Genomic DNA, 20342 nt, shown 5'->3' with positions numbered 1-20342 from the left:
ACAGTATAGATAACGGAAGTATTAATAACTAGTCGGATCTTACCTTAAGAAGTCTACTAATAAATATAAAAAATAATGCTATAGCTGTACCACTGAATGTTTCTATCAAACGTAAACCAGTATTTAGAAAAGGTGAATAACTTGGCTGATACAATCCTAATGCAACAATTACTCCGGCATTAGCACTACTCATTTTGATAGCATTTTCAAGATGTAGAGTCGCTGTGATAAGAACACTAATTGCCACAGCCAAAATCATGACATAATAGTGATAACCCAAAATATATGTAAAAATAAATGCTGTGATACCACCTATTACAGAGCCCACAAGAATTTGAAAAGCTGCTGAGTAAGAATCTCTAATACTCAACTGTAAAATTGTAGAAACTGTAATCAAACACCAAAAACCACCAATTATCGACTGTCCCCCATGCAAGAGGTTTGACATATAAAAACCAAACAAAAAACATATACAAGCAGCAATTGCAATTTCAAAACTGATATAAATATCTTTATATAACTGAGATAAGAATAGATTTTTATTTATTTTCATTTATAACCTCAAAGAAATCTTGATATATTCGCAGCCCCTCAAAGTCTTTTATCTTTGGATGCTCACTATAAAAAAGTTTGAAATAACTATTATTCTCTAATGCTTTGTGATTGTATTCAGAAGGTATTATCACACCATCCCAAGCTTTTTGCTTCTTTTTATCAGTATCATTTTTAGAATCACAAATAGCTTCAGCTAAAGATAGATGCACCAACATAGGCTCAAATACTACCTTCTCAGCTTGCATTAAACAAAGTTCTAGAGTTTGCTTAGCTGCTAGATAACTAATGTTATTAATCTTAAAAGTATCAACATTATCTTTATCCAATCCATAATAGATAGCACAAATATCTTTCTGTTCACAATATGCTACAAGTATAGCTGTCAGATATAGCTCAAACTTTTTTATTATACCTAACTTTGATGGTGTTGATAACATAACGCAATCATTATTAATATAACAACTAGCTTCCAACTCATATCCTAATATCTCTTGATGAAAATATTTAGACTCATAATTTGCTAAATTTGCCTTATCTAATAGCTTTTGAATACTCTCAACTTCTTTATTAATCTCATTTTCAGTAAGTACAGATTCTGGAAGCTTGCCACTTAGCTTAGCTGTTTTTATGGTTAATTCTTTGTCTTTCTCATTTTCAAGAGTGTTTAGTAAGTCTTGTTTAAATTTATGCTTATCTAAACTATTTATATCAAATGGCTCACTGTCTTCTAGCTCTGCAAAGTCATCCTCTAAATATAGTTCTAAGCCATAATTTGTATAAGCCTTGATAGGATCATCAAAGATTTTGACCAATTTAGAGATAGATAGTTGTTGTGGGAGCTTAGAAGCTACACACAAACTATCAAGATACCCACTTTCGCGGGTATGACTACTTATACAATTCCCCTTCGCTTCGTGAAGGGGTGGATTCCGTAAGCAAGACGGAGTAGTTTTAGTATAGTCATAAAATACTTTAAGCTCTGACTGTAACAACTTCAACCAAGCCTCATCATAACTTCTGTATTCATCAGCATAACATTTGGAACTAAAAGGATGTAATGGATATTCTTTGATATCAGCCTTTCCCCAGCCATAATTCAAACCCAAATAGCTAGTCAACTCTTTGAGTATTAGACTTGGTTGTTGCTCAACATTAGTCTTAACACTTCTACCAATATAACTAAGATACAAATAATCACGTGCAGATGTAATAGCCTCTAGAAATAAATATCTATCATCATCTCGCTTAGTCCTATCGCCTTTAACTCTTCCAAGTCTTGCCATAAAATCAAAACTAATCGCAGATTCTTGGCGTGGGAACTTACCATTATTTAAACCCAACATCGCTATCACTCGAAAAGGAACATTACGCATAGGTGTCATTGAGCAGAATGTTACTTTACCATTTAAGAAATGGTTATTAATAATTGGTTCAGATAACTGCGAAATCAAACAATATCTAATTGTATACAAATCAATCTCTTCTACTAGCAATACATCTTTAGCTGTAGTGACAGTCTTTACGATTATATCTTTGATTTTCTTAGCAATATATTGCTCATCATTAGTTACATCAAAGACATCATCAAACATCTCCAAAAGATAGTCCTGCCATGCTTCTAAGCTTCTTGGTTTAAGCAACTCTTGAGAATATCTCTCAAGTAGCTCTAATAACTCATACAAGCCACCAAGTTCGGCAATCTCACTACCTTCAATCACAGGTATAGTCATTAGCTTATCATCAATAATATGATTACTATCACTATAACTAAATCCAAACATCAATCTCTTAAGCCCCCAACTCCATGAGAAGGTTTGACCATTATTACTATGATGAATACATGACTCTTTTAACCAATAGCGAATAGTTTCTAATTGCTCATCGCTAATTTTGAACTTTTGCTGAATTGCTGGAACCGATAAATAGTCTAGTATCTTATTAACTTCAAAGTTACTCTCTGGTAGTTGCAAAAGCTCAATAAAGCTAGCAGCTAAAGGCTCTGAATCTAATAATGTCCTATCTGCGATCGAGCATGGTAACTTTTTATCTGTTGAAAACCTTGAGAACACACTATCAATATACGGTGAATAGTCTTCAATATTTGGACACATTACCAAAATATCTCGAGGCTTAATGCTAGGATCTGCTTTGATCATATCCAAAAGTTTATCATGTAGAATCTGCACTTCTCGAAGTGGACTATGACATGAATTAATACTGATGCTTAAATCTTTTTGCTTAGCGTGGTTTTGACAATCTAGTTCCAATAAATTTCGCTGTAGACTTACTAGCTGTGTTTGATTATTATCAGCAAGTTTCTCAAAATCTAACGAATTTTTATCAAACTTTTCAAAAACTTCTAATTCTTGCTTTTCTTGATTCTCTAAAAGCTGATTAAAAAACTCTTTCCCTTGTTGACCTAGATTTGCCAAAAGAGGTTGAAGCTCATAGTCATCACTATCTAACCAAGCTGAGATTTTACTCTTGTGTAAATCATACCAATACTCGCTACATGGATTAATATACAAAATATTAACTTCAATATATTTAGCCAACTCAAATACAAAGCCAAGATTTTTTGGAGATATAGTATTAACCCCAAATATATAGATATCACTTGGTATATTTAGCTTTTCTAAGTTTTGTCGATTAAGCTTTTGGAGTGCTTCTGCTTGGACTTTGTATGGTGTTTCGGCGACATCTTCAACAAGCTTCTGCCAAAGTAGCATTTGCCAATCTTCATCATTCTCTGATTTAGCAGGATTTATATACTCGCCCTGCTCCCATTTTTGCAACCACTCACTTCGATATGATATATATTTTGAAAAAGTCTCGGCTATTTTAACGGATAGTTGATATTTTTTAAGATCACTATTTTGATAATATTCTTGGAGCTTAGGATTATTGATACTATCTAAACCCCTAAAGATTCTCCAAGCTAAAATATCTTTTGTGTATGCTTTCTTATATTCTTGTTTTGCTGTGAGCTCATAGCAGATATCAAGTATATAACCATTTATCATGTCATATTTAAGATTCATGGCAATATTACGATATTGTGCTAATTGCATACTTAACCAATGTTGCATACCACGACTACCAACTATTAGCTGTGTTGGTGTGAACAAATCTTTTTTTTCAACATCGAGAAGTTTAGATAAAACTTGAACCAGATACTCAAGCTTATTTGATGGATAGGTGTATAACGCCATATTTAACTAACAAGAACATTTATATTAGTTATTTTAGCAAATTGAGTAGACAAAAAATTATTATTTCGGTTTGAAAAACTAAAAAGAATCTGCTCGAGCTTTTTCCCAAGATCTTGCAAAACTAGCTGGCATATTACCATCTATCAAACTATTCTCTGGTATAAAATCATACAAATCAATATATGATTTAATCTCATTTACAGATACACGCTTTTTGAGATTTTCTGGACCAATATCATTTGTAGATGTTAAGCCCATTGCTCCTACGATTTCTAAGCATGAGTTAATTGTAGCTTTATGGAAGTTATATACACGATACATCTTATCCTCTACTACTAGTGCTTTTGCAAGACGCTCATTTTGGGTTGCTACGCCAACTGGACAAGTATTGTTATTACATTGGCGTGATTGAATACAGCCTACTGCCATCATCATCGCCCTAGCAGAATTACAAGTATCTGCTCCCATAGCAAATAATCTAACCATATCAAAACCAGTAGCTACTTTACTACTAGCAACAATACGAATCTCATCGCGTAAGCCACAACCAACCAAAGCATTATGCACAAATACTAAACTATCTTCTAATGGCATACCTATGTGATTAGAAAACTCTAAAGGTGCTGCACCAGTACCACCAGCGGCTCCATCCACAGTTATAAAATCAGGCTTGATACCAGTCTCAAGCATTGCCTTACATATAGCTAAGAACTCTACATGACTACCAATACAAAGCTTAAATCCTATTGGCTTACCATTTGATAAATCTCTTAATTGCTTTATAAAATGACAAAACTCAATTGGTGTTGAAAAAGCGCTATGTGCTGGTGGCGACAAGACATCTTTACCCATAGACACTCCTCTGATTTCAGCGATTTCTGGAGTTATCTTAGCAGCAGGTAACACACCTCCATGAGCAGGCTTAGCACCCTGAGATAGCTTAATCTCGATCATCTTAACACTATCTAAATTTGCTTTCTCAGTGAACTTCTCAGCACAAAAACCACCATCATCAGTACGGCAACCAAAGTACCCCGTACCAATTTGAAAGACTATATCACCACCTTGTAAATGATACTTTGTCAAACCTCCCTCACCTGTACAGTGACAAAACTCACCTAACTTAGCACCTTTGTTCAAAGCCATAATTGCATTTGCCGACAGTGCTCCAAAACTCATCGCTGATATATTTAGATGTGATGCCATATATGGTTGTTTACAATCAGAGCCACCAAATTTAACACGCGTTTCAACTTCATCCAAATGCTTCGGCACAAGCGAATGTGTTACCCACTCATAGCCAACTCTATCAATATCTTTTTCAGTACCAAATGCTACTGTATCATTAATACCCTTAGCACGACGATATATAGTTGACCTAGTTTCTCTACCAAATGGCTTTTCACTTTCATTATCCGCGATAAAATACTGCTGAATTTCAGGACGAATAAACTCAAGTATAAAACGCATGTGCCCAACTATCGGGAAGTTTCTCAAGATAGCGTGTTTTGTTTGCGTAGCATCATATACTGCGACAACTACCAAAACAACTACAAACCCTATACTGATCCATACTGATGCGTGGAGTAATGAAAGAGATAATAAAACTATTATCACAAAAACAGCAAAGCCTACATACCACTTACGGCGCTCACTTATATGCATTATTTTAACCTTAAAACTTAGTCAGAAAATTTAATTCTAAAGCTAATTTAGCATGTATCTCTTAAAGTTAAAATCTCTAAGTTTAGATAACACTAGTATTTACCTTTAATTATCACAAGTATTTAGCTAATTTCATGATATCATCTGCTTAATAAGCATTTAGCCAGGACACCATCATGAATAGAGATTTTTTCATAATATTGTTTGCACTTTCCAACCTTGTTATAGCATCAGTATTAATTAGATATTCAGAAGTTGGGCCGATTGCAAGTTTTGGCTATAGACTGTTATTACCCTGTATATTCTTATACTCGTTCTTAGCTATTACCAAAGATGAAGATAAGCTATCAAAGAAATCTATATACATTGCCGCATTAACTGGTCTATTCCTAGCTTTAGATTTAGCTTTTTATGGTATATCTTTGATTTATACATCAATAGCTGAGGCTAGCCTTTTAACAAATCTTTGTCCTTTTATTACTACTTTTATAGCCATTATATTTCTCAAAGAAAAAGTATCACTTAAATATTATTTAGTTCTTCTAGTAGCATTTATTGGTTTATTACTTCTTATGAGTCAATCAGGTTTAAGCTCTCAGCACCTTTTAGGAAACTGGTTAGCTATCATATCTGCGGTGTTTTATGCACTCTTTATTATCTTTTCTAAAAAGCTACGAGATTCTTGCTCAACTTTTAGAATGATGTTTATAGCATCATTAAGTGGCTCAGCAACACTATTTATATTAGCTTTTATTTTCAATGAACAGATAATTCCGACAACTTTAAGTGGCGTTCTAATTTTATTAGCTATAGCAATATTCGGACATCTGCTCGGAAATATTTTATACATAAGTCGTGTCAAATATATATCATTAGCTATGAGCTCTTTAGTTTTACTAGTTGGTCCAGTATTTGCCTTACTATATGGCTATGTTTTATTTAGAGAGACATTCTCAATACAGCAACTGATTGGAATGTTTATAATCATACTATCAGTTTATTTAGGTAAAAAAGTGCTAGAAAAACAAGTAACTAAGTAGACTCTAAGAGAAAGAAAACTCTCTTATAACTATATCTATATTAGACACTTTTTTGATTGAATCATGTAAATCTCTTGATGAGTCATCTGGTCTAGTCTTTATTACAAAATTTAGATCACGAGATTTTTTATATAACTTATTGATAATACTCTTATTATAGTTGTTTTCTAAAAGTGTTACTTGATGTCCAACTTTTGTTTCTAGAGCATGCCAACGCTCAACTATATATTTTCTTACATTTTCTTTATATACTCTGTTTACTACATGGTTTAAGCTTACATCTTGAATAGTATTCCTATTATCAGATGTGTAATGATGTTTGATGACAGATAGTAAATCTTTAATTTCCTGATTTTCTACTAGAATGCTTTTTCTTATCATTTTATTTAACTCCCTCAATTTATAAAAGTGCAGTTTTATTACACTTTCAATATTAATCACTTTTTGCTGTAAAGGGAAGTAATATTGCACTATTTTTCAAAAAATTATTGAATTGCTGATTTTATATAAATATACTTAGAATTAGATTGTTGTACTTAGGATTAGAGATGTTTGATTACAAAACCGATCTAAAACCAGCCTTAAAGAGAATAGGCATGACACAAATAGAATTGGCAAAAAAGCTTGGCAAAAGTGATAGATCTATTAAGGGTTGGGTTGCCGGTACTAACTGTCCCTCATATGATGGACATATAGAGGTTATGAAGATACTTGGTCTCGAAGATAATTATTACCCTAATGATATATCTATAATGAGTGTAACTAACGTACCAGTACTAAGTTATGTACAAGCAGGTGAATTTACCGAATCTTATGAGAATATTGACCCGATTGACTATTTGCAAATACCAGATAGTCTTGTACCAAAAAACGGTTTTTCACTTAGAGTACAAGGCGAGAGCATGCTCTATGATTCATCAGAATCTCAACTGCTTAGTCCTAAATATGCTAGATATACTCTTTACGAAGACGAGAATATTTTAGTTGACCCTAGCGAAATTAGTCCTCAAAATTTAGTTGATAAAATTGTAGTTGCTAGAAACTCCGATGGAGCCACAGTTAAATTACTATACAAAGATAATAACCGCTTATACTTGATGCCACTAAACTCAAAGTTTCAAAATAATGACGAAATCAAATCACCAGCTGATGCGGTAATAATTGGCAGAGTTGTTAACTCTTTTAATGTTAGAAGTTTTTGATAAGGAATATAGCTAACTAAAACTGTGTTTCAAAACTCACTGAAAATAAAAGGCAATAAAACATAACTCATCTACCCTTAAAAAAATAATTCTATTTTATATTTGATATAAAAATTTCTAGTTTTAAATAAACTATTGATTTTTGCTTTAATTTTCAACATACTTATAAGCCTTTTTCTAGAATAGTGATCTTTTAGAAAAAAAGGAATATTAAAGTATCATACTTTAGCTGTAATTAGTAACAAATTTTTAATTTTTTGATTTCTTCATTTTTAAATCAATTTATCATTTATCATTTTCTTTGGATAATTAACCAAGGAAATAAAAATATGATTAGAAAAATACTATTTGTAGGGTCATTAACAGCTATAATAAGTTCAGCTTTTGCAGCCGATAGACTCAACATAGATATCCCAGACATAAAACAAATCATACCACCCCCTCCAACTCCTGGAACATTACTATATCAAAATGACATGAATATTTCTCACGCTAGTTTTTTTATCAAAAACACCAATAGATATAAACTAGCTCAATCAGATGCAAACTATTCTCCAGAAGGATTTGCTCAAGCTTTTGAAAAAGCTTTTGGTCATCAGATAAGTAAAAAAGAAACACCCGCAATATGGAAAATTCTAAATCAATTAGAAATAGCTGAAGGAGAGTTCACAAAACCAGCTAAATTATTCTATCATCGCACAAGACCTTTTGCGTATTTTCATGAAAAAGCATGTGTGAAAACAGATAATATTCATAGATCATATCCTTCTGGGCATACAACCATAGGGTGGGCAATTGCTCTTACTTTAAGTGAGATAAACCCCTCAAGAACAAATCAAATTATGAAGAGAGGTTATGAATTTGGTCAAAGTCGAATTGTTTGTGGAGTTCATTATCCAAGCGATGTTAATGCAGGGTATTTAGTAGGAAGCATCATGTTCTCTCAACTACAAACAAGCCCAGAATTCCAACAAGAAATTAAACTTGCTAAAAAAGAAATTTCAAAAAATTAATGTAACTTAATTCAATAATACACCATAAAACAACACTAGGAGCATTTAAATATTATTTACGCATAGATGTTACAAGTAAAATACATGACTAATAATGGTGCCCGGGGCCGGACTCGAACCGGCACGGAGGTTAAGCTCCGAGGGATTTTAAGTCCCTTGTGTCTACCAATTTCACCACCCGGGCAGTTAGTGGAGGCTGAGGCCGGAATCGAACCGGCGTCCAAGGCTTTGCAGGCCTCTGCATAACCATTTTGCTACTCAGCCACACAAACCTAAGAGTATGGAGCGGGAAACGAGGCTCGAACTCGCGACCCCAACCTTGGCAAGGTTGTGCTCTACCACTGAGCTATTCCCGCTTTATAGGGTGATATATTACCTTATTTTCAAAAGTTGTCAATAGAGATATAGCTTTAATTTTCAAGAAATATTAATTTTTAGTTCTGATTAACATCAAAACTAATCTTGAAGAGATTTTGAATATTATTTATAAGTTTGACATTAGGGCTCTTACTCAAATCAACGTTACCATTATTCTTGATAGGATTATTTCTTTTTAGTGTTTTTGCATCACTAACCAGCATATTTAATAAAGCCATTTCATTAACTGGTTTATTCGCTTTCGCATGTATACTTATATTTTTAGGATTTTGTAAAAACATTGCAAATGATGATAGTACCTGCTGTAAAAACCTATCTTGTTGTTGTACAGCAAAAAGCTGTAACAATGCTCCATATGAGCCTAATATCTGCTGTGGCGTTGTATTAGGATCTTGATTTGCAAGTCTAGCAATTTTTTCAAGTAACCCATAGTTAGCAAATGTAACATCTACACTTTTCAAACATAATTCATTATCACAATCATATAAATCTTTTTGATCTTGAGCTCCGGCACCTAAATATGGTAATAAGCTTAATTTGTCATTTACCATAGCTTCAGCACTACCCTTTAGACTTGCTAATCCCTCTGCTTGTATATCAAAATTAGTATTATATTTATTATTCTTAAATTGACGATCTGAATTAATTTTTATATTGATATTATTAGTATCAAGTATTGAAAACACTTCTCTTATTGGTGACTTCTCTGGGAAAAAATCCTTCTGAAAATTAAGCTGAATTTTTGAATCCGCACTATTAGACTGTACATAAGCATTATCCAAAGCCTTGCCAGTTCCATCAACAATTTCATTGATAGAAGCACTATCTAGATCTATACCCTCAATTACAATATTATATTTACCATAATTATTAGTCCCTAGCTTACCGTCAAGGTTTAATACAAGCTCTCCTGGCTTATTACCTAACTTACCATTTATATCAAGGACTGGATCTTGTTTATACTTTTTACCAAGATATTTACTTGTTACCTCTTTTAGAACTTCTGAGAAGTTTGCATCAAAACTAAGATTTTGTATCTTCGAATTCATACACTCTGTAACTAACGATGCTAAGAAGTCCATGTCAACTTCAGTACCAGATAAATCTATATCTTTTAATTTTGCATCTGCTTTTATAAATGTTTTTTTGCCAATGGTTGAGTTCAATACAAAATTAATAGTACTCTCATCGTAATCATAGTTAATGTCAAGATTATATATTCCTTGACCGACATCATTCATTATAATAGCAAATGGACCTTGATTATTTGCAAGATCTTTAGGGTCTGTCTTTGAGCTAACCACATTACTATTAGCAACCGCTGTTGCCAAATTTGCTACACTCAAGCCTTCTATTTTTATATGAAAACTATTCTTAACAGTCTCTCCTGCCTTCAGTCCCTCAAATATAGCTTTATTAATACTAATATTTGGATTTTTTGAATCACTACTTATAATCCAAATATCTGTTGCTACTAAATTACCATTTTTATCCTGCGAAACATTACCAACTGTTATTTTTGTTTGATATGCAAATAAAGAATCTAAGTTACTTATAAGCATCTCTTTATTATCAAACTTTTCTTGGCTAGTTAGCTTAGAAACCTGAGCATCTGTTGCAGCATATAAATTTGTTGCTATAAAAGTAGCCATACACAAAGATGTTAATAATATTTTTTTCTGCAAACGCATTATATGTCCTCTTTTTTTAAAAAATTTAGTTTAATCTACTTTCCTAAAAGTAAGCTGGAATTTATCTCATAGACCAGCAATTCTCTAAGGCTAATTATATTATTTATATATTAGTCTTCAACAATCACAATATATTTTAGAAAACATTTTCAACAAATATACTATTTTTAGTACAACTAATAACAAAACTCTATATATTTACTTAAGTATTATTTATAATCTTTCTTTAGTATAACATTATGATATTAAACGCCTACCAAGTTTAATGGATTTATTAAAAAAATTACACTTATGAAAGATCTATCAAGATTAGATATCCCTAAAAAGCCTACAAAAGAAAATAACAAAGAGCCACAAAGACCTAGTGGCTCCAAGAGAAAGAAAATAGTAATCATAGCTGTAGTATGCTTATTGGTAATAGCTGTAGCATCTAAACTTATAAACAAACACCTAAAAAAAGTAAAGGCTGAAGAAGAAAAAGCAAAAGTAGAACTTCAAGCGGATCAAAACAGCGATTCAATAAAAGAGCAAGATAGCACAGAAGATAATACCAAAACCAATTCAACAAACAGTGATCAAAAGCCAGACTTTACTGAAAGTGGTAGTGGCGGAAAAATGGTGTTTACATTCTACAATAGCCTTAAACATGACAGTGTTGAAGTCGATGTTCAACCTGATGCACAAAGAGCTCAGTATAAATATAAATATATTTACCAAATTGCTTCATTCAGAAATATGGATGAAACATCTTGGTATGTTAAAAAAATGAAAGAGGATGGTCTTAACCCACAATTCCAGCGAGTAGGCAGTTGGATTAGAATGTATATAGGACCTTATGATAGCAAACGCGCGATGGCTCCGGATATAATCAAGCTTCAGAGAATTGGTTTAAATGGAGGTTTCCCACGCGAAATAAGTCGAACAAAAATTGAACCCAAAGATGCTCAGAAAGATTCTAAAAACAAATCTTCAGACAATTCGGAGGAATCCTCAAGCAATAAGACTTCTAAAGACTAGGTTTAGAATTGATTCTTTAACTCTCTAAGCTTAACAAACATCTCCTTTCCTAATGAACACTCAGGCAAAGCTCGTAGTAAAGATTCATCATCAATTGATCTAATAAAAATATTAAGCTTACTCTCCTCTGCTAAATTCACAACCGGCTTATGTTCAGCCGCAAGCTCTGCAACTTGATTTCTATAATAATTAAAAGATTCATCATTAGGCAGTATACTAAGTGCAAAATCCAGATTATTTTGCCAATAATCATGAGCAGGATATGGTTTTATATCTTTATCTAAGTCAGAAATCTTGGCTAATGAGTCATATAACTGTCCCACATCTGCAGATGCTGCATGTACACCGCCAACTCCGGCATTAAATAAAGTATCTCCACAGAAAAGAGCCTTCTCTTTTTCAAACAAGAAGCATACATGATCATCAATATGCCCAGGAGTATACATTACCTTACAATTTGTAAATCCAAAATCTATAAAATCTCCCTCATCGACATAAACATCTGGCTTAAAGAGATCATTATCAGCATAAGCATATACTCTAGTACCTGGATAAATCTCAAGCAATTTCTTGACACCTGCAATATGATCACCATGCCTATGTGTAATAAGTATTGCCTCGAGCTTTAAATTATTTTGTTTGATAAAATCATCAAATATATCTGCTTTGAGAGGATCTATGACAATAGCGTGACTATCATCATATAATAAATACTGATAATTTCTCAAACTATTATTCAAAAACCATCTTTTAACTTGCATTTAAACATACCTTTTAGTTATTTCGATAAATTAATTGTGTAGCTGAGATATCTATGCCTGCCACATCGCCATTTTTTATAAAAAACTTACATAATATATGATGGTATCTTTCTAGTTGTGTAGTACTTAGCAAGTCCTTAATATGTCTTTCGATATAATCATAAGCTATTTTAAAACTATAATTATCTGACTTAATCGTCGCAAGCTCTAGCAACATAAGAATACTATCATAGTCGTGATTAGCTCTATCAAGAACTTTCTCAGATAATTTAGCTATCGGAATGCTAAATGCGTTAGCATAAATTTTTAGCATCTCTGGCAAAATGTTGCCCCCTGCTAACTGCTTTTTAGCAAATTTCTCAGCCAAAACAACTTCTTCAAAGTCAACAAGTTGTTCTAGGTACACCCTACTTATTGTATTAGTTGTTTCTGCCTTATTATAAATATCTGATAATTCATCAACATCTTTAGCTTTTCTTAGAGCTAAAACAATTAACTTCTCGCCAAGATCTTGCTTGAGATAAACATCATATTTCTCCAAGACTTTGAGCGCAAACACCGCATCCTCATCAGCTAAAGCAATATCTCCAGCCAGATTTGCAATATTAGGTAAGAATCTACAATTATTTCTCTCCAAAAGTAAGCTTACTTTCGTGCGTGCTTCTGAAAGTTTCTGAACCAGATAAAGCTTATAAACCTCAAAGAACTTATATACGATTGTGTCACCATTAATCTGCTTCAGAGCTTTATCTAATTCTTTGATATCTTTACTGTTAGCAATCATACAAATTTTTCTAAAAAGCACATAATCCTTGAAAGATCTCGGAGAAATTTTAGCAATACTTGAAACGCTCAACTTATTAGTTATTCTATTATTTTCTAGAACCATATCAGCAAATAAATCTGCAAATCTTTCTTGCTTATTTACTGTAAACAAACCAATAAGCCAATTAAACAACAAATAAGGAAACTGAAAACTTAGTTTAATTATCCTAAAGCCAAAAACTAAGGCAAACAATAGTGCAAAAACGATAAATACAAAGGCAACTAAGTTTACTTTGATAGCTTTATCGGCCATCACTAACATAATATATCCATGATTTTTAGTCGCCCATATACCAATCAAGGTAGCTAGAGCAACAACTATTATAAGTTTTAAGACTCTTATCATTTATCACTTCCTTGTGCACTTACATTAGTTTTAGTTAGACTTGATTCTTTTATCAAAAGCTTATTTTGTTGTTCAGATAGCTGATTAATAACTTTATCTAAACTACTATCTACATTATCTAAATTCTGAGAGTTAATGCTTTTGATATCTTTTTTAAGCTCTTTTGCATTGTTATCTTGTACAAAATATTGATTGATAATAGCAATAAGATTGTCTTTGGCCTTATCAATACTACCTTGATCGTTGCTATACATAGCACTCTGTAACTGTATCAATGAGTTATACAGATTACTTGAAACAACTTGCTTAGCTTGATTTGTAGCAACAAGAGTCTGATTCTCAGGAATATTCTGTATCTCAACTACTGAGTGCAAAAGCTTCATATAGTTACTTTGTGAAGAAGTATTAACATCAGCAGAAATATCTTCTGGAGTAATATATTTAAGCTTACTAAACTGCTGCTGGATAGAAATAAAATGTTTAATAACGTCACTTTTTGACAAAGTTTCCCCTAATGTATCTTTTATCTTTTGACGCTCACTAACACTTACAGTTGCAACTCCACTAGCCTCTATTTTATCAAATGCACTATCAACCAGCTCATTAGCCTTTTGAGCATCACCATCAAAGACTGCAACATCTTTAGCTAATACTAAGTAGTTAATAGCCGACTGAATATTTACTATACTCATCTGCAAATACAAGTCCTTAGTCGGAACTGCCACTTGATTACCTAAAGTAGTAACCTGCGACTGTGTCGCTTTAATATTTTGTGTTAAAAAATCATTTTGTTCGCCAAGGTCATTGATAGCTTCTTTTTGCTCAGTTTGTAAAGACTTAAGCGACTCAAGTTGATTTTGCAAACTAGCTAAAGCTTGATCATTAACACCAAGCTTGTTATCACTTCTTTCAAAATCAATAACAGAGTAGCTAGCCAAACCAAGGGCCACTAAAGATACAACTATGCTAATTTTAGACAAGATGTTAAACGAAGATTTATTTTTAATTGGTTCTAATTTTTGAGCAACATTATCAGCAGCGTCATTCGCTTGCTCTTGCTGAATATTTTTTTCTTGTGACATTTTTTGCCTCTATATGTTCTCGTACTTTTTGACAGATATAATCATTGTCTAATCTTTCAAGACTTAAAGTATTTTCAAAGCCTTGTTCATTAACAAATTCTAGCATTTTTGGACTTGTTATGGTAACAATTGCAGCTCTAGGAGCTACTATTTCGCCAAAAATCCTATTCAAAGACTTAAAAATATCGATACTTGTGGTGACAATAACATTAGGATTTATACCATCATCAATGAATTTTAAATACGCTTGACTAAGCGTAGCAACACTCTCAAAAACTCTCTGATAAGTCTCAAATTTATCGCACTTTGTTAGTTGCGATATTTCTTTGACAAGCAATTCATTTCCAGAAACCCCAGAGATAACCGCAAAACTATCATCATAAACATCTTCTTTCAAGATTAGCTTCAAAAGCTCTTGTGAACCATGATCATGTGGATATGTAGCATCTAAACCATATTTTTTTAGAGTTTTTGCGGTGCTTTGACCTACACTATAAATTTTTTTACCGTCGAACAATTCAGGATTATATTGAGCAAATAAGCTTTCTACAGCATATTTGCTAGTAAATATATAACTTGTATAGCTCAACACTGAACTTTCAACATTTATATAATCAATATTAATACATGGTAAGCATACAGTATCATAGCCTTTAGATATTAATAGCTTTGAGAGAATATCAGCATCATCTTTAGGTCTACAAACAAGTATTTTCATTTACTGGTTTTTTTGTGCAGTTGCATAGATATAATCAAGCATTGACTTTAGACCATTAGCTCTTGTAGAGCTCAAATTATTGCCAAAACCAATTTCCTTAATAAAATTAGTATCTGAATTAAGTATATCTGCTGGAGTTGCTTCACTATATACTCTTAGTAGCATTCCAATCAACCCTGAAACAATCAATGCATCACTGGTAGCTATAAAATGTAACTTACCATCTTTTATACTGCTGTCGAACCAGACTTGGGATTGACAGCCTTTAACCAAATTCTCCTCAATTTTTTTATTTTGAGGAAACTCTGGTAATTGCTTACCCAATGATATGACATAATCATACTTATCTTCCCAATCTTCAAAAAAAGATAACTCTTCAACTAATTCTTGCTGTCTTTGTATAACTTGATTTTCCATACTAACTATTACTATTTTAAATATATGATGTTTTGAAACTTATGATATGTTATCACACACCAAAATTCATATAAACTTGATAAAACATCATATTTTCTCAAAAAAACTAAAAATACTGTTGACAGTATAACAAAACAGCCATATAATACCTCACAAGTTCCCCGATAGCTCAGTCGGTAGAGCAGTTGACTGTTAATCAATTGGTCGGCGGTTCAAGTCCGTCTCGGGGAGCCAAACAATTTCAAGAAAAATTTTCCATCGTACTAAAAGTTTTTTACTTAGGGCTGTTTAGTAGTTTATATTTTTCTCCTCCTTTCTTATCTCTAAATTTATGAATTCTAGATGGCCCTAAGTGTGCTCAGAATTAAAACATCAGTTTTACTTATAACACAATTAATTTTTTTCAATTTCACTTATACTTAAAGTAAGACTATAATCCCAGCATTAAAGTTTTAAAAAGTTTAATAGCATGATATTTTTAATATTTTTGACAACATTTCTTAGCTTAATATTTGCTATAACAAATAAGCATAAGCTAGCTACCTCTCTTTTCCTTGTGTCTTTGGGATTATTACTAGTAGTATTTATTCCTCATACAATTCGATATATAAATATTCAACTTTAAGGGGCTAGCTATGAAAGATAATATTTTAGATTTATTCGACTCTATAGCTATTATTGGTATAAGTGTTGTATTAGCAATGGCTTTTTATTATCAACTTTATTTCCAAGAACTGCCTTGTGCCTTATGTGTATTCCAAAGAATGTCACTGAGCTTATTAACTTTTGGGTTACTACTAAATTTGACTCATGGTAATAAATACAAGAACTATCTGTTCATAACATTAGTAGCGATCCTAAATGCTGCAATGGCAATGACACAAATACTTTTACATATTGTTCCTGGCACTGGAAATTATGGAGATGCTGTATTCTCACTACATATGTATACTTGGAATTTTATTATAAGTATTATTTTTATAATATATGCGACTATTTGTGGATTCTTTACTCCAAATGAAGATAAAAAGAAAAGTTTAAGTCTATTCGCTAAAGTAGCAATATTCTTGATACTAGCTTTAACTCTTGCCAATACAATAAGTGTATTTATTGAATGTGGTCCACATCTTTGCCCATCTGATCCAGATAGTTATTGGTTGTTAAGTCTATAAAAAATAATTGACATAAAATTTATTAAGTATAGAATATAAAATCCTAAGCAAAATCATATCCAAAAATTTACAGACTTTGGTTTGATTGAGTCTTAATATATAAAGATTACTCTAGGTGATACTCCTTAGTTTTTTCATATCTCCTTAACTTCCTTCATCTAGAGTCAATTTTTATATTTTATAATTATTTTTTTGCTATAATTTAGCTCATATTTTTATTTTGAAACTTAGATAGTCATGAAAGCTACACATACCCTTATTGCTACTACAAAAGAGCTTCCTAAAGAAGCCGTACTTACTAGCCATCAATACATGCTAAAAGCTGGCCTGATAAAAAAACTTGCTTCAGGAATCTATACATGGATGCCTGTAGGACTAAAAGTTCTACAGAAAATCCAGAATATAGTCCGTGAAGAGATGAATAAAGCTGGAGCAAGTGAGTTATTACTGCCAAGTGTACTACCTTCTGAGTTATTACAAGAAACTCACCGCTGGGATAAATTTGGCCCTGAGCTTCTGAAGCTAAAAGACAGACATGAAAGAGATTTTTGCTATGGCCCAACCCATGAAGAGCCAATTGTAGACATGGCTCGTGATACTATCAAGAGTTACAAACAATTACCTCTAAATCTTTATCAAATTCAAACAAAATTTAGGGATGAAATCCGCCCTCGTTTTGGTGTGATGCGTGCCCGTGAATTTATCATGAAAGATGCTTACTCATTTCATGAAAATAGTAAGTGTTTACATAACACTTATAACAAGATGTATGAAACTTATTGTAAAATTCTTGATAAAATTGGCTTAGCCTATCGTCCCGTCTGTGCAGATACTGGAGCAATTGGAGGTGATAACAGTCACGAATTCCGTGTATTAGCTAATGCTGGTGAAGATATTATATGTTATAGCAATGGCTCTGACTATGCCGCAAATATTGAGTTAGCAACCTATGCAAAACCAGATTTAAGCACAAGAGCAGTTTCTGAGAATACTATAACAAAAATTCATACTCCAAATATTAAGACTATCGAAAAACTTTGTAGTGAACTTGATTTTGATATCAAAAAAACTATCAAAACTATGGTTATAAAAGATGCTAAAGGTAACTTCTTCGCTTTAGTTATCCGAGGAGATCATGAACTTAACGAGACAAAAATCAATAAGCTCGAACAAATTGTAGCACCATACACTCTTGCAACCAAAGATGAAATTTTCTCTATTTTTAATGCTAATCCGGGTTCATTAGGGATAGTTAACTGTCCTGTACAAATTATAGCTGATTATAGTGCAATGATGATTGAAGATATCTGTTGTGGCGCAAATGAAGATGACTATCATTTTACAAATGTGAATTGGGATAGAGATATCACTAGTTATCAAATTGCCGATATTAGAAACGTAGTTACAGGAGATATATCTCCAGATAGTAATGGAACTCTAGAGCTCACAAACGGTATCGAAGTTGGACATATTTTTGAGCTTGAAGATGTTTATTCAAAACCAATGAATGCCAATATAATTGGTCAAGATGGCAAGCCTAAGTCTATGCTCATGGGTTGCTATGGTTTTGGAGTATCGCGTGTAATGGCTGCTGCAATTGAACAGTCTCATGATGAAAATGGAATCATTTGGCCAGAGGCTATCGCTCCATATCAAGTAGCAATATTACCAATCAACTATAACAAATCTGAAAATGTCAAACAAACAGCTGACAAACTCTATCAAGAGTTACTCGCAAAAGGAATAGATGTTATTTTAGATGATAGAGGCGCAAGACCTGGTGTGATGTTTGCAGATGCTGATCTTATAGGCTACTCTCATCATGTAGTGATCGGCGACAGACTGCTTGAACAAGGTTTAGTTGAATATAAAAATCGTAAAACTCAAGAAAAACAAGAAATCACATTAGAGAAATTGTTCGACATTCTAGCCTAATTCTTTTCCATAAACCTTATCAAAACCATAAAACTTAGCATAAGCATCGTTATTATAAGCTTTTTCATCAGATGTGATATCATCTATAAAAGTTATTTGACTAAATTCAGGAATCATCGGTAAGGTAGGATCAGGGATCTCATTTTGCTGATAATATGTAACCAAAGTATCTCTATATCTTTCAAACTTATATATTTCAAAATAAATACTTACCATTAATACGAGTTGCATTACTAGTAATACTAAAAACATCCCACTTAAAGAATTTAATCGTAGCCTTAACTTTAGAATAAAACTAGTACTATGATTATAAAATTGCTGCATCATTATTATAAAAAATACTGCATCATAAATTAATAAAACTCTTTGATTCAAATCATAAGACTTAGTTACTGGCGTCAATACAAATATTGAAGACGCAATTGCTACCCCGTATATAAAAGAAGCTTTCCTAGTGATATTTTTGTTTGTAAAAATAAGAACTAAGAATATCAATAACATCAACATAGGAATAAGTGTATCGCCAGGTTTTGTTACAATTTGTGTAACAAAATTTATGAGCTGATTTAAAATAGAAAAATGCTCTCCTGTCGACATTGTGTTTAGTCTTACATAGTTACCAGGGGCTGCTATCAAAATTATACCCCCCACCACACAAGCTATAAAAAAATATAATATATTTTTGTTTATTTGATTTTGAGAAAGCTTTTGATTTAAAAAGTATGCCAAACACAAGATAATTGCGACACCAACGAATATCTCATTATATAAACCAATAAAAAAACCTGTGAATAAACTAAACCATATGTTCTGCTTATTTTTCACTACTGATATGTAATAAAAGATAGCTAAAAGTGTTATACCCCAAAAATACTGTACCGCCGCTGTTTTCCAGACAACATTAGCAATAAATCCTGTTTGATAAAAAAGAAAGATAAAAAAGAAAATATATATTAAAAAGTCTTTCGAAAATAGTTCAACTTTTGTTTTAAACCTTACTATTTTATATGAATATAGCACAAACAGATAAAAACATATCGAGTTAATTATATTGATCATAAATACTGATAAATGGATATATTTCTTACTCAAAAACAGATAAATTAATGCCTGTGCTGATATCCGCCCCGTCCAATGAATATAGTTTGATGCAATACCACGAAGATATATGATAAAACCCTTATCAAGAGCATCGGTATAAGCTCTACCAAAATCATCAGCTCTTAAGGGCTGTAAATAGTTTATAACAAAGAAAAAAGCTATTATCAAAATAGCTATTATTACATTTGTACGTGAAATTTTCATCAATACTA

17 protein-coding genes and 4 tRNA genes are annotated in these 20342 nt (G+C 32.3%); 7 read left to right on the top strand and 14 right to left on the bottom strand.

The window, feature by feature from the left end; genetic code table 11:
- Window positions 1–28: 28 nt before the first annotated feature.
- The 3 genes from F0R75_RS01640 to F0R75_RS01630 all read right to left on the bottom strand — a co-directional run bounded on the left by F0R75_RS01640 (window position 29) and on the right by F0R75_RS01630 (window position 5432).
- Window positions 29–553 (bottom strand): FUSC family protein, encoded by a 525-nt coding sequence (locus F0R75_RS01640; protein ID WP_149368579.1) that lies wholly within the window; start codon window positions 551–553, stop codon window positions 29–31.
- A complete protein-coding gene (recC, locus tag F0R75_RS01635; protein WP_149368580.1) occupies window positions 540–3767 on the bottom strand; it encodes an exodeoxyribonuclease V subunit gamma in 3228 nt (1075 codons plus the stop codon). The genes F0R75_RS01640 and recC overlap by 14 nt, the downstream gene beginning before the upstream one ends.
- 78 nt (window positions 3768–3845) lie before the next feature.
- Window positions 3846–5432: an FMN-binding glutamate synthase family protein gene (locus F0R75_RS01630; RefSeq protein ID WP_149368581.1), complete on the bottom strand. Its 1587-nt coding sequence runs from the start codon at window positions 5430–5432 to the stop codon at window positions 3846–3848.
- A gap of 176 nt (window positions 5433–5608) precedes the next feature.
- Between F0R75_RS01630 and F0R75_RS01625 the strand changes: the two genes are divergently transcribed.
- Window positions 5609–6472, top strand: a complete 864-nt coding sequence (locus F0R75_RS01625) for a DMT family transporter (protein ID WP_149368582.1) — start codon at window positions 5609–5611, stop codon at window positions 6470–6472.
- Window positions 6473–6475: 3 nt separating this feature from the next.
- On the opposite strand, the gene F0R75_RS01620 is transcribed toward F0R75_RS01625, so the two are convergent.
- Complete coding sequence (locus F0R75_RS01620; protein ID WP_149368583.1) at window positions 6476–6853, bottom strand: normocyte binding protein 2b; 378 nt, start codon at window positions 6851–6853, stop codon at window positions 6476–6478.
- Window positions 6854–7020: 167 nt separating this feature from the next.
- Between F0R75_RS01620 and F0R75_RS01615 the strand changes: the two genes are divergently transcribed.
- Entirely contained in the window at window positions 7021–7674 is a 654-nt protein-coding gene (locus F0R75_RS01615; RefSeq protein ID WP_149368584.1) for a LexA family protein, read from the top strand.
- A 329-nt stretch (window positions 7675–8003) separates the two neighbouring features.
- Entirely contained in the window at window positions 8004–8687 is a 684-nt protein-coding gene (locus tag F0R75_RS01610; RefSeq protein ID WP_013922719.1) for an acid phosphatase, read from the top strand.
- 95 nt (window positions 8688–8782) lie between these two features.
- Here F0R75_RS01610 and F0R75_RS01605 read toward each other — a convergent pair.
- The 4 genes from F0R75_RS01605 to F0R75_RS01590 all read right to left on the bottom strand — a co-directional run bounded on the left by F0R75_RS01605 (window position 8783) and on the right by F0R75_RS01590 (window position 10756).
- Window positions 8783–8871: transfer RNA gene (locus tag F0R75_RS01605), tRNA-Leu, on the bottom strand.
- A gap of 6 nt (window positions 8872–8877) precedes the next feature.
- Window positions 8878–8951 (bottom strand) — tRNA-Cys (locus tag F0R75_RS01600).
- 17 nt (window positions 8952–8968) lie between these two features.
- Window positions 8969–9043, bottom strand: a tRNA-Gly gene (locus F0R75_RS01595).
- A gap of 78 nt (window positions 9044–9121) precedes the next feature.
- Window positions 9122–10756 (bottom strand): hypothetical protein, encoded by a 1635-nt coding sequence (locus tag F0R75_RS01590; protein WP_149368585.1) that lies wholly within the window; start codon window positions 10754–10756, stop codon window positions 9122–9124.
- Window positions 10757–11047: 291 nt separating this feature from the next.
- Here F0R75_RS01590 and F0R75_RS01585 point away from each other — a divergent pair, with 291 nt between their 5' ends.
- Window positions 11048–11773, top strand: a complete 726-nt coding sequence (locus F0R75_RS01585; RefSeq protein ID WP_149368586.1) for an SPOR domain-containing protein — start codon at window positions 11048–11050, stop codon at window positions 11771–11773.
- A 2-nt stretch (window positions 11774–11775) separates the two neighbouring features.
- On the opposite strand, the gene F0R75_RS01580 is transcribed toward F0R75_RS01585, so the two are convergent.
- From F0R75_RS01580 to F0R75_RS01560, 5 genes are read right to left on the bottom strand one after another with little or no spacing between them, the layout of a single operon-like run.
- Window positions 11776–12534, bottom strand: a complete 759-nt coding sequence (locus F0R75_RS01580) for an MBL fold metallo-hydrolase (protein WP_149368587.1) — start codon at window positions 12532–12534, stop codon at window positions 11776–11778.
- A 13-nt stretch (window positions 12535–12547) separates the two neighbouring features.
- Window positions 12548–13705: a heme biosynthesis protein HemY gene (locus F0R75_RS01575; protein ID WP_149368588.1), complete on the bottom strand. Its 1158-nt coding sequence runs from the start codon at window positions 13703–13705 to the stop codon at window positions 12548–12550.
- The gene (locus tag F0R75_RS01570; RefSeq protein ID WP_149368589.1) at window positions 13702–14787 is read right to left on the bottom strand and encodes a hypothetical protein; all 1086 of its coding nucleotides are present in this window, start codon (window positions 14785–14787) and stop codon (window positions 13702–13704) included. Before F0R75_RS01570 ends, F0R75_RS01575 begins: the two co-directional genes overlap by 4 nt.
- The gene (locus F0R75_RS01565) at window positions 14747–15505 is read right to left on the bottom strand and encodes a uroporphyrinogen-III synthase (protein WP_149368590.1); all 759 of its coding nucleotides are present in this window, start codon (window positions 15503–15505) and stop codon (window positions 14747–14749) included. The genes F0R75_RS01570 and F0R75_RS01565 overlap by 41 nt, the downstream gene beginning before the upstream one ends.
- Window positions 15506–15922 carry a SufE family protein gene (locus F0R75_RS01560; protein WP_149368591.1) on the bottom strand — a complete coding sequence of 139 codons (417 nt, stop codon included), beginning with the start codon at window positions 15920–15922 and terminating at the stop codon, window positions 15506–15508. It lies immediately after the preceding gene.
- A gap of 158 nt (window positions 15923–16080) precedes the next feature.
- Here F0R75_RS01560 and F0R75_RS01555 point away from each other — a divergent pair.
- The 3 genes from F0R75_RS01555 to F0R75_RS01540 all read left to right on the top strand — a co-directional run bounded on the left by F0R75_RS01555 (window position 16081) and on the right by F0R75_RS01540 (window position 19029).
- Window positions 16081–16156 (top strand) — tRNA-Asn (locus F0R75_RS01555).
- Between the two features lie 401 nt (window positions 16157–16557).
- Window positions 16558–17094, top strand: a complete 537-nt coding sequence (locus tag F0R75_RS01545) for a disulfide bond formation protein B (RefSeq protein WP_149368592.1) — start codon at window positions 16558–16560, stop codon at window positions 17092–17094.
- Window positions 17095–17331: 237 nt separating this feature from the next.
- Window positions 17332–19029 carry a proline--tRNA ligase gene (locus F0R75_RS01540; RefSeq protein ID WP_149368593.1) on the top strand — a complete coding sequence of 566 codons (1698 nt, stop codon included), beginning with the start codon at window positions 17332–17334 and terminating at the stop codon, window positions 19027–19029.
- Here the strand turns inward: F0R75_RS01540 and F0R75_RS01535 are convergent.
- Complete coding sequence (locus F0R75_RS01535; protein ID WP_149368594.1) at window positions 19021–20334, bottom strand: DUF6056 family protein; 1314 nt, start codon at window positions 20332–20334, stop codon at window positions 19021–19023. The genes F0R75_RS01540 and F0R75_RS01535 overlap by 9 nt on opposite strands.
- Window positions 20335–20342 lie beyond the last annotated feature (8 nt).

Origin of the sequence: Francisella marina, from assembly GCF_008369785.1 — a bacterium.
In the GTDB taxonomy this organism is placed as follows: domain Bacteria; phylum Pseudomonadota; class Gammaproteobacteria; order Francisellales; family Francisellaceae; genus Francisella; species Francisella salimarina.
This window is presented reverse-complemented; position numbering and strand designations above follow the sequence as displayed.

What these genes read in the sequence shown, in the direction of transcription:
- F0R75_RS01585 (WP_149368586.1), top strand. Translation starts at nt 11,048, where the DNA reads ATGAAAGATCTATCAAGATTAGATATCCCTAAAAAGCCTACAAAAGAA.
- F0R75_RS01565 (WP_149368590.1), bottom strand. Translation starts at nt 15,505, where the DNA reads ATGAAAATACTTGTTTGTAGACCTAAAGATGATGCTGATATTCTCTCA.
- F0R75_RS01640 (WP_149368579.1), bottom strand. Translation starts at nt 553, where the DNA reads ATGAAAATAAATAAAAATCTATTCTTATCTCAGTTATATAAAGATATT.
- F0R75_RS01580 (WP_149368587.1), bottom strand. Translation starts at nt 12,534, where the DNA reads ATGCAAGTTAAAAGATGGTTTTTGAATAATAGTTTGAGAAATTATCAG.
- F0R75_RS01560 (WP_149368591.1), bottom strand. Translation starts at nt 15,922, where the DNA reads ATGGAAAATCAAGTTATACAAAGACAGCAAGAATTAGTTGAAGAGTTA.
- F0R75_RS01575 (WP_149368588.1), bottom strand. Translation starts at nt 13,705, where the DNA reads ATGATAAGAGTCTTAAAACTTATAATAGTTGTTGCTCTAGCTACCTTG.
- F0R75_RS01590 (WP_149368585.1), bottom strand. Translation starts at nt 10,756, where the DNA reads ATGCGTTTGCAGAAAAAAATATTATTAACATCTTTGTGTATGGCTACT.
- recC (WP_149368580.1), bottom strand. Translation starts at nt 3,767, where the DNA reads ATGGCGTTATACACCTATCCATCAAATAAGCTTGAGTATCTGGTTCAA.
- F0R75_RS01540 (WP_149368593.1), top strand. Translation starts at nt 17,332, where the DNA reads ATGAAAGCTACACATACCCTTATTGCTACTACAAAAGAGCTTCCTAAA.
- F0R75_RS01630 (WP_149368581.1), bottom strand. Translation starts at nt 5,432, where the DNA reads ATGCATATAAGTGAGCGCCGTAAGTGGTATGTAGGCTTTGCTGTTTTT.
- F0R75_RS01615 (WP_149368584.1), top strand. Translation starts at nt 7,021, where the DNA reads ATGTTTGATTACAAAACCGATCTAAAACCAGCCTTAAAGAGAATAGGC.
- F0R75_RS01625 (WP_149368582.1), top strand. Translation starts at nt 5,609, where the DNA reads ATGAATAGAGATTTTTTCATAATATTGTTTGCACTTTCCAACCTTGTT.
- F0R75_RS01570 (WP_149368589.1), bottom strand. Translation starts at nt 14,787, where the DNA reads ATGTCACAAGAAAAAAATATTCAGCAAGAGCAAGCGAATGACGCTGCT.
- F0R75_RS01610 (WP_013922719.1), top strand. Translation starts at nt 8,004, where the DNA reads ATGATTAGAAAAATACTATTTGTAGGGTCATTAACAGCTATAATAAGT.
- F0R75_RS01620 (WP_149368583.1), bottom strand. Translation starts at nt 6,853, where the DNA reads ATGATAAGAAAAAGCATTCTAGTAGAAAATCAGGAAATTAAAGATTTA.
- F0R75_RS01535 (WP_149368594.1), bottom strand. Translation starts at nt 20,334, where the DNA reads ATGAAAATTTCACGTACAAATGTAATAATAGCTATTTTGATAATAGCT.
- F0R75_RS01545 (WP_149368592.1), top strand. Translation starts at nt 16,558, where the DNA reads ATGAAAGATAATATTTTAGATTTATTCGACTCTATAGCTATTATTGGT.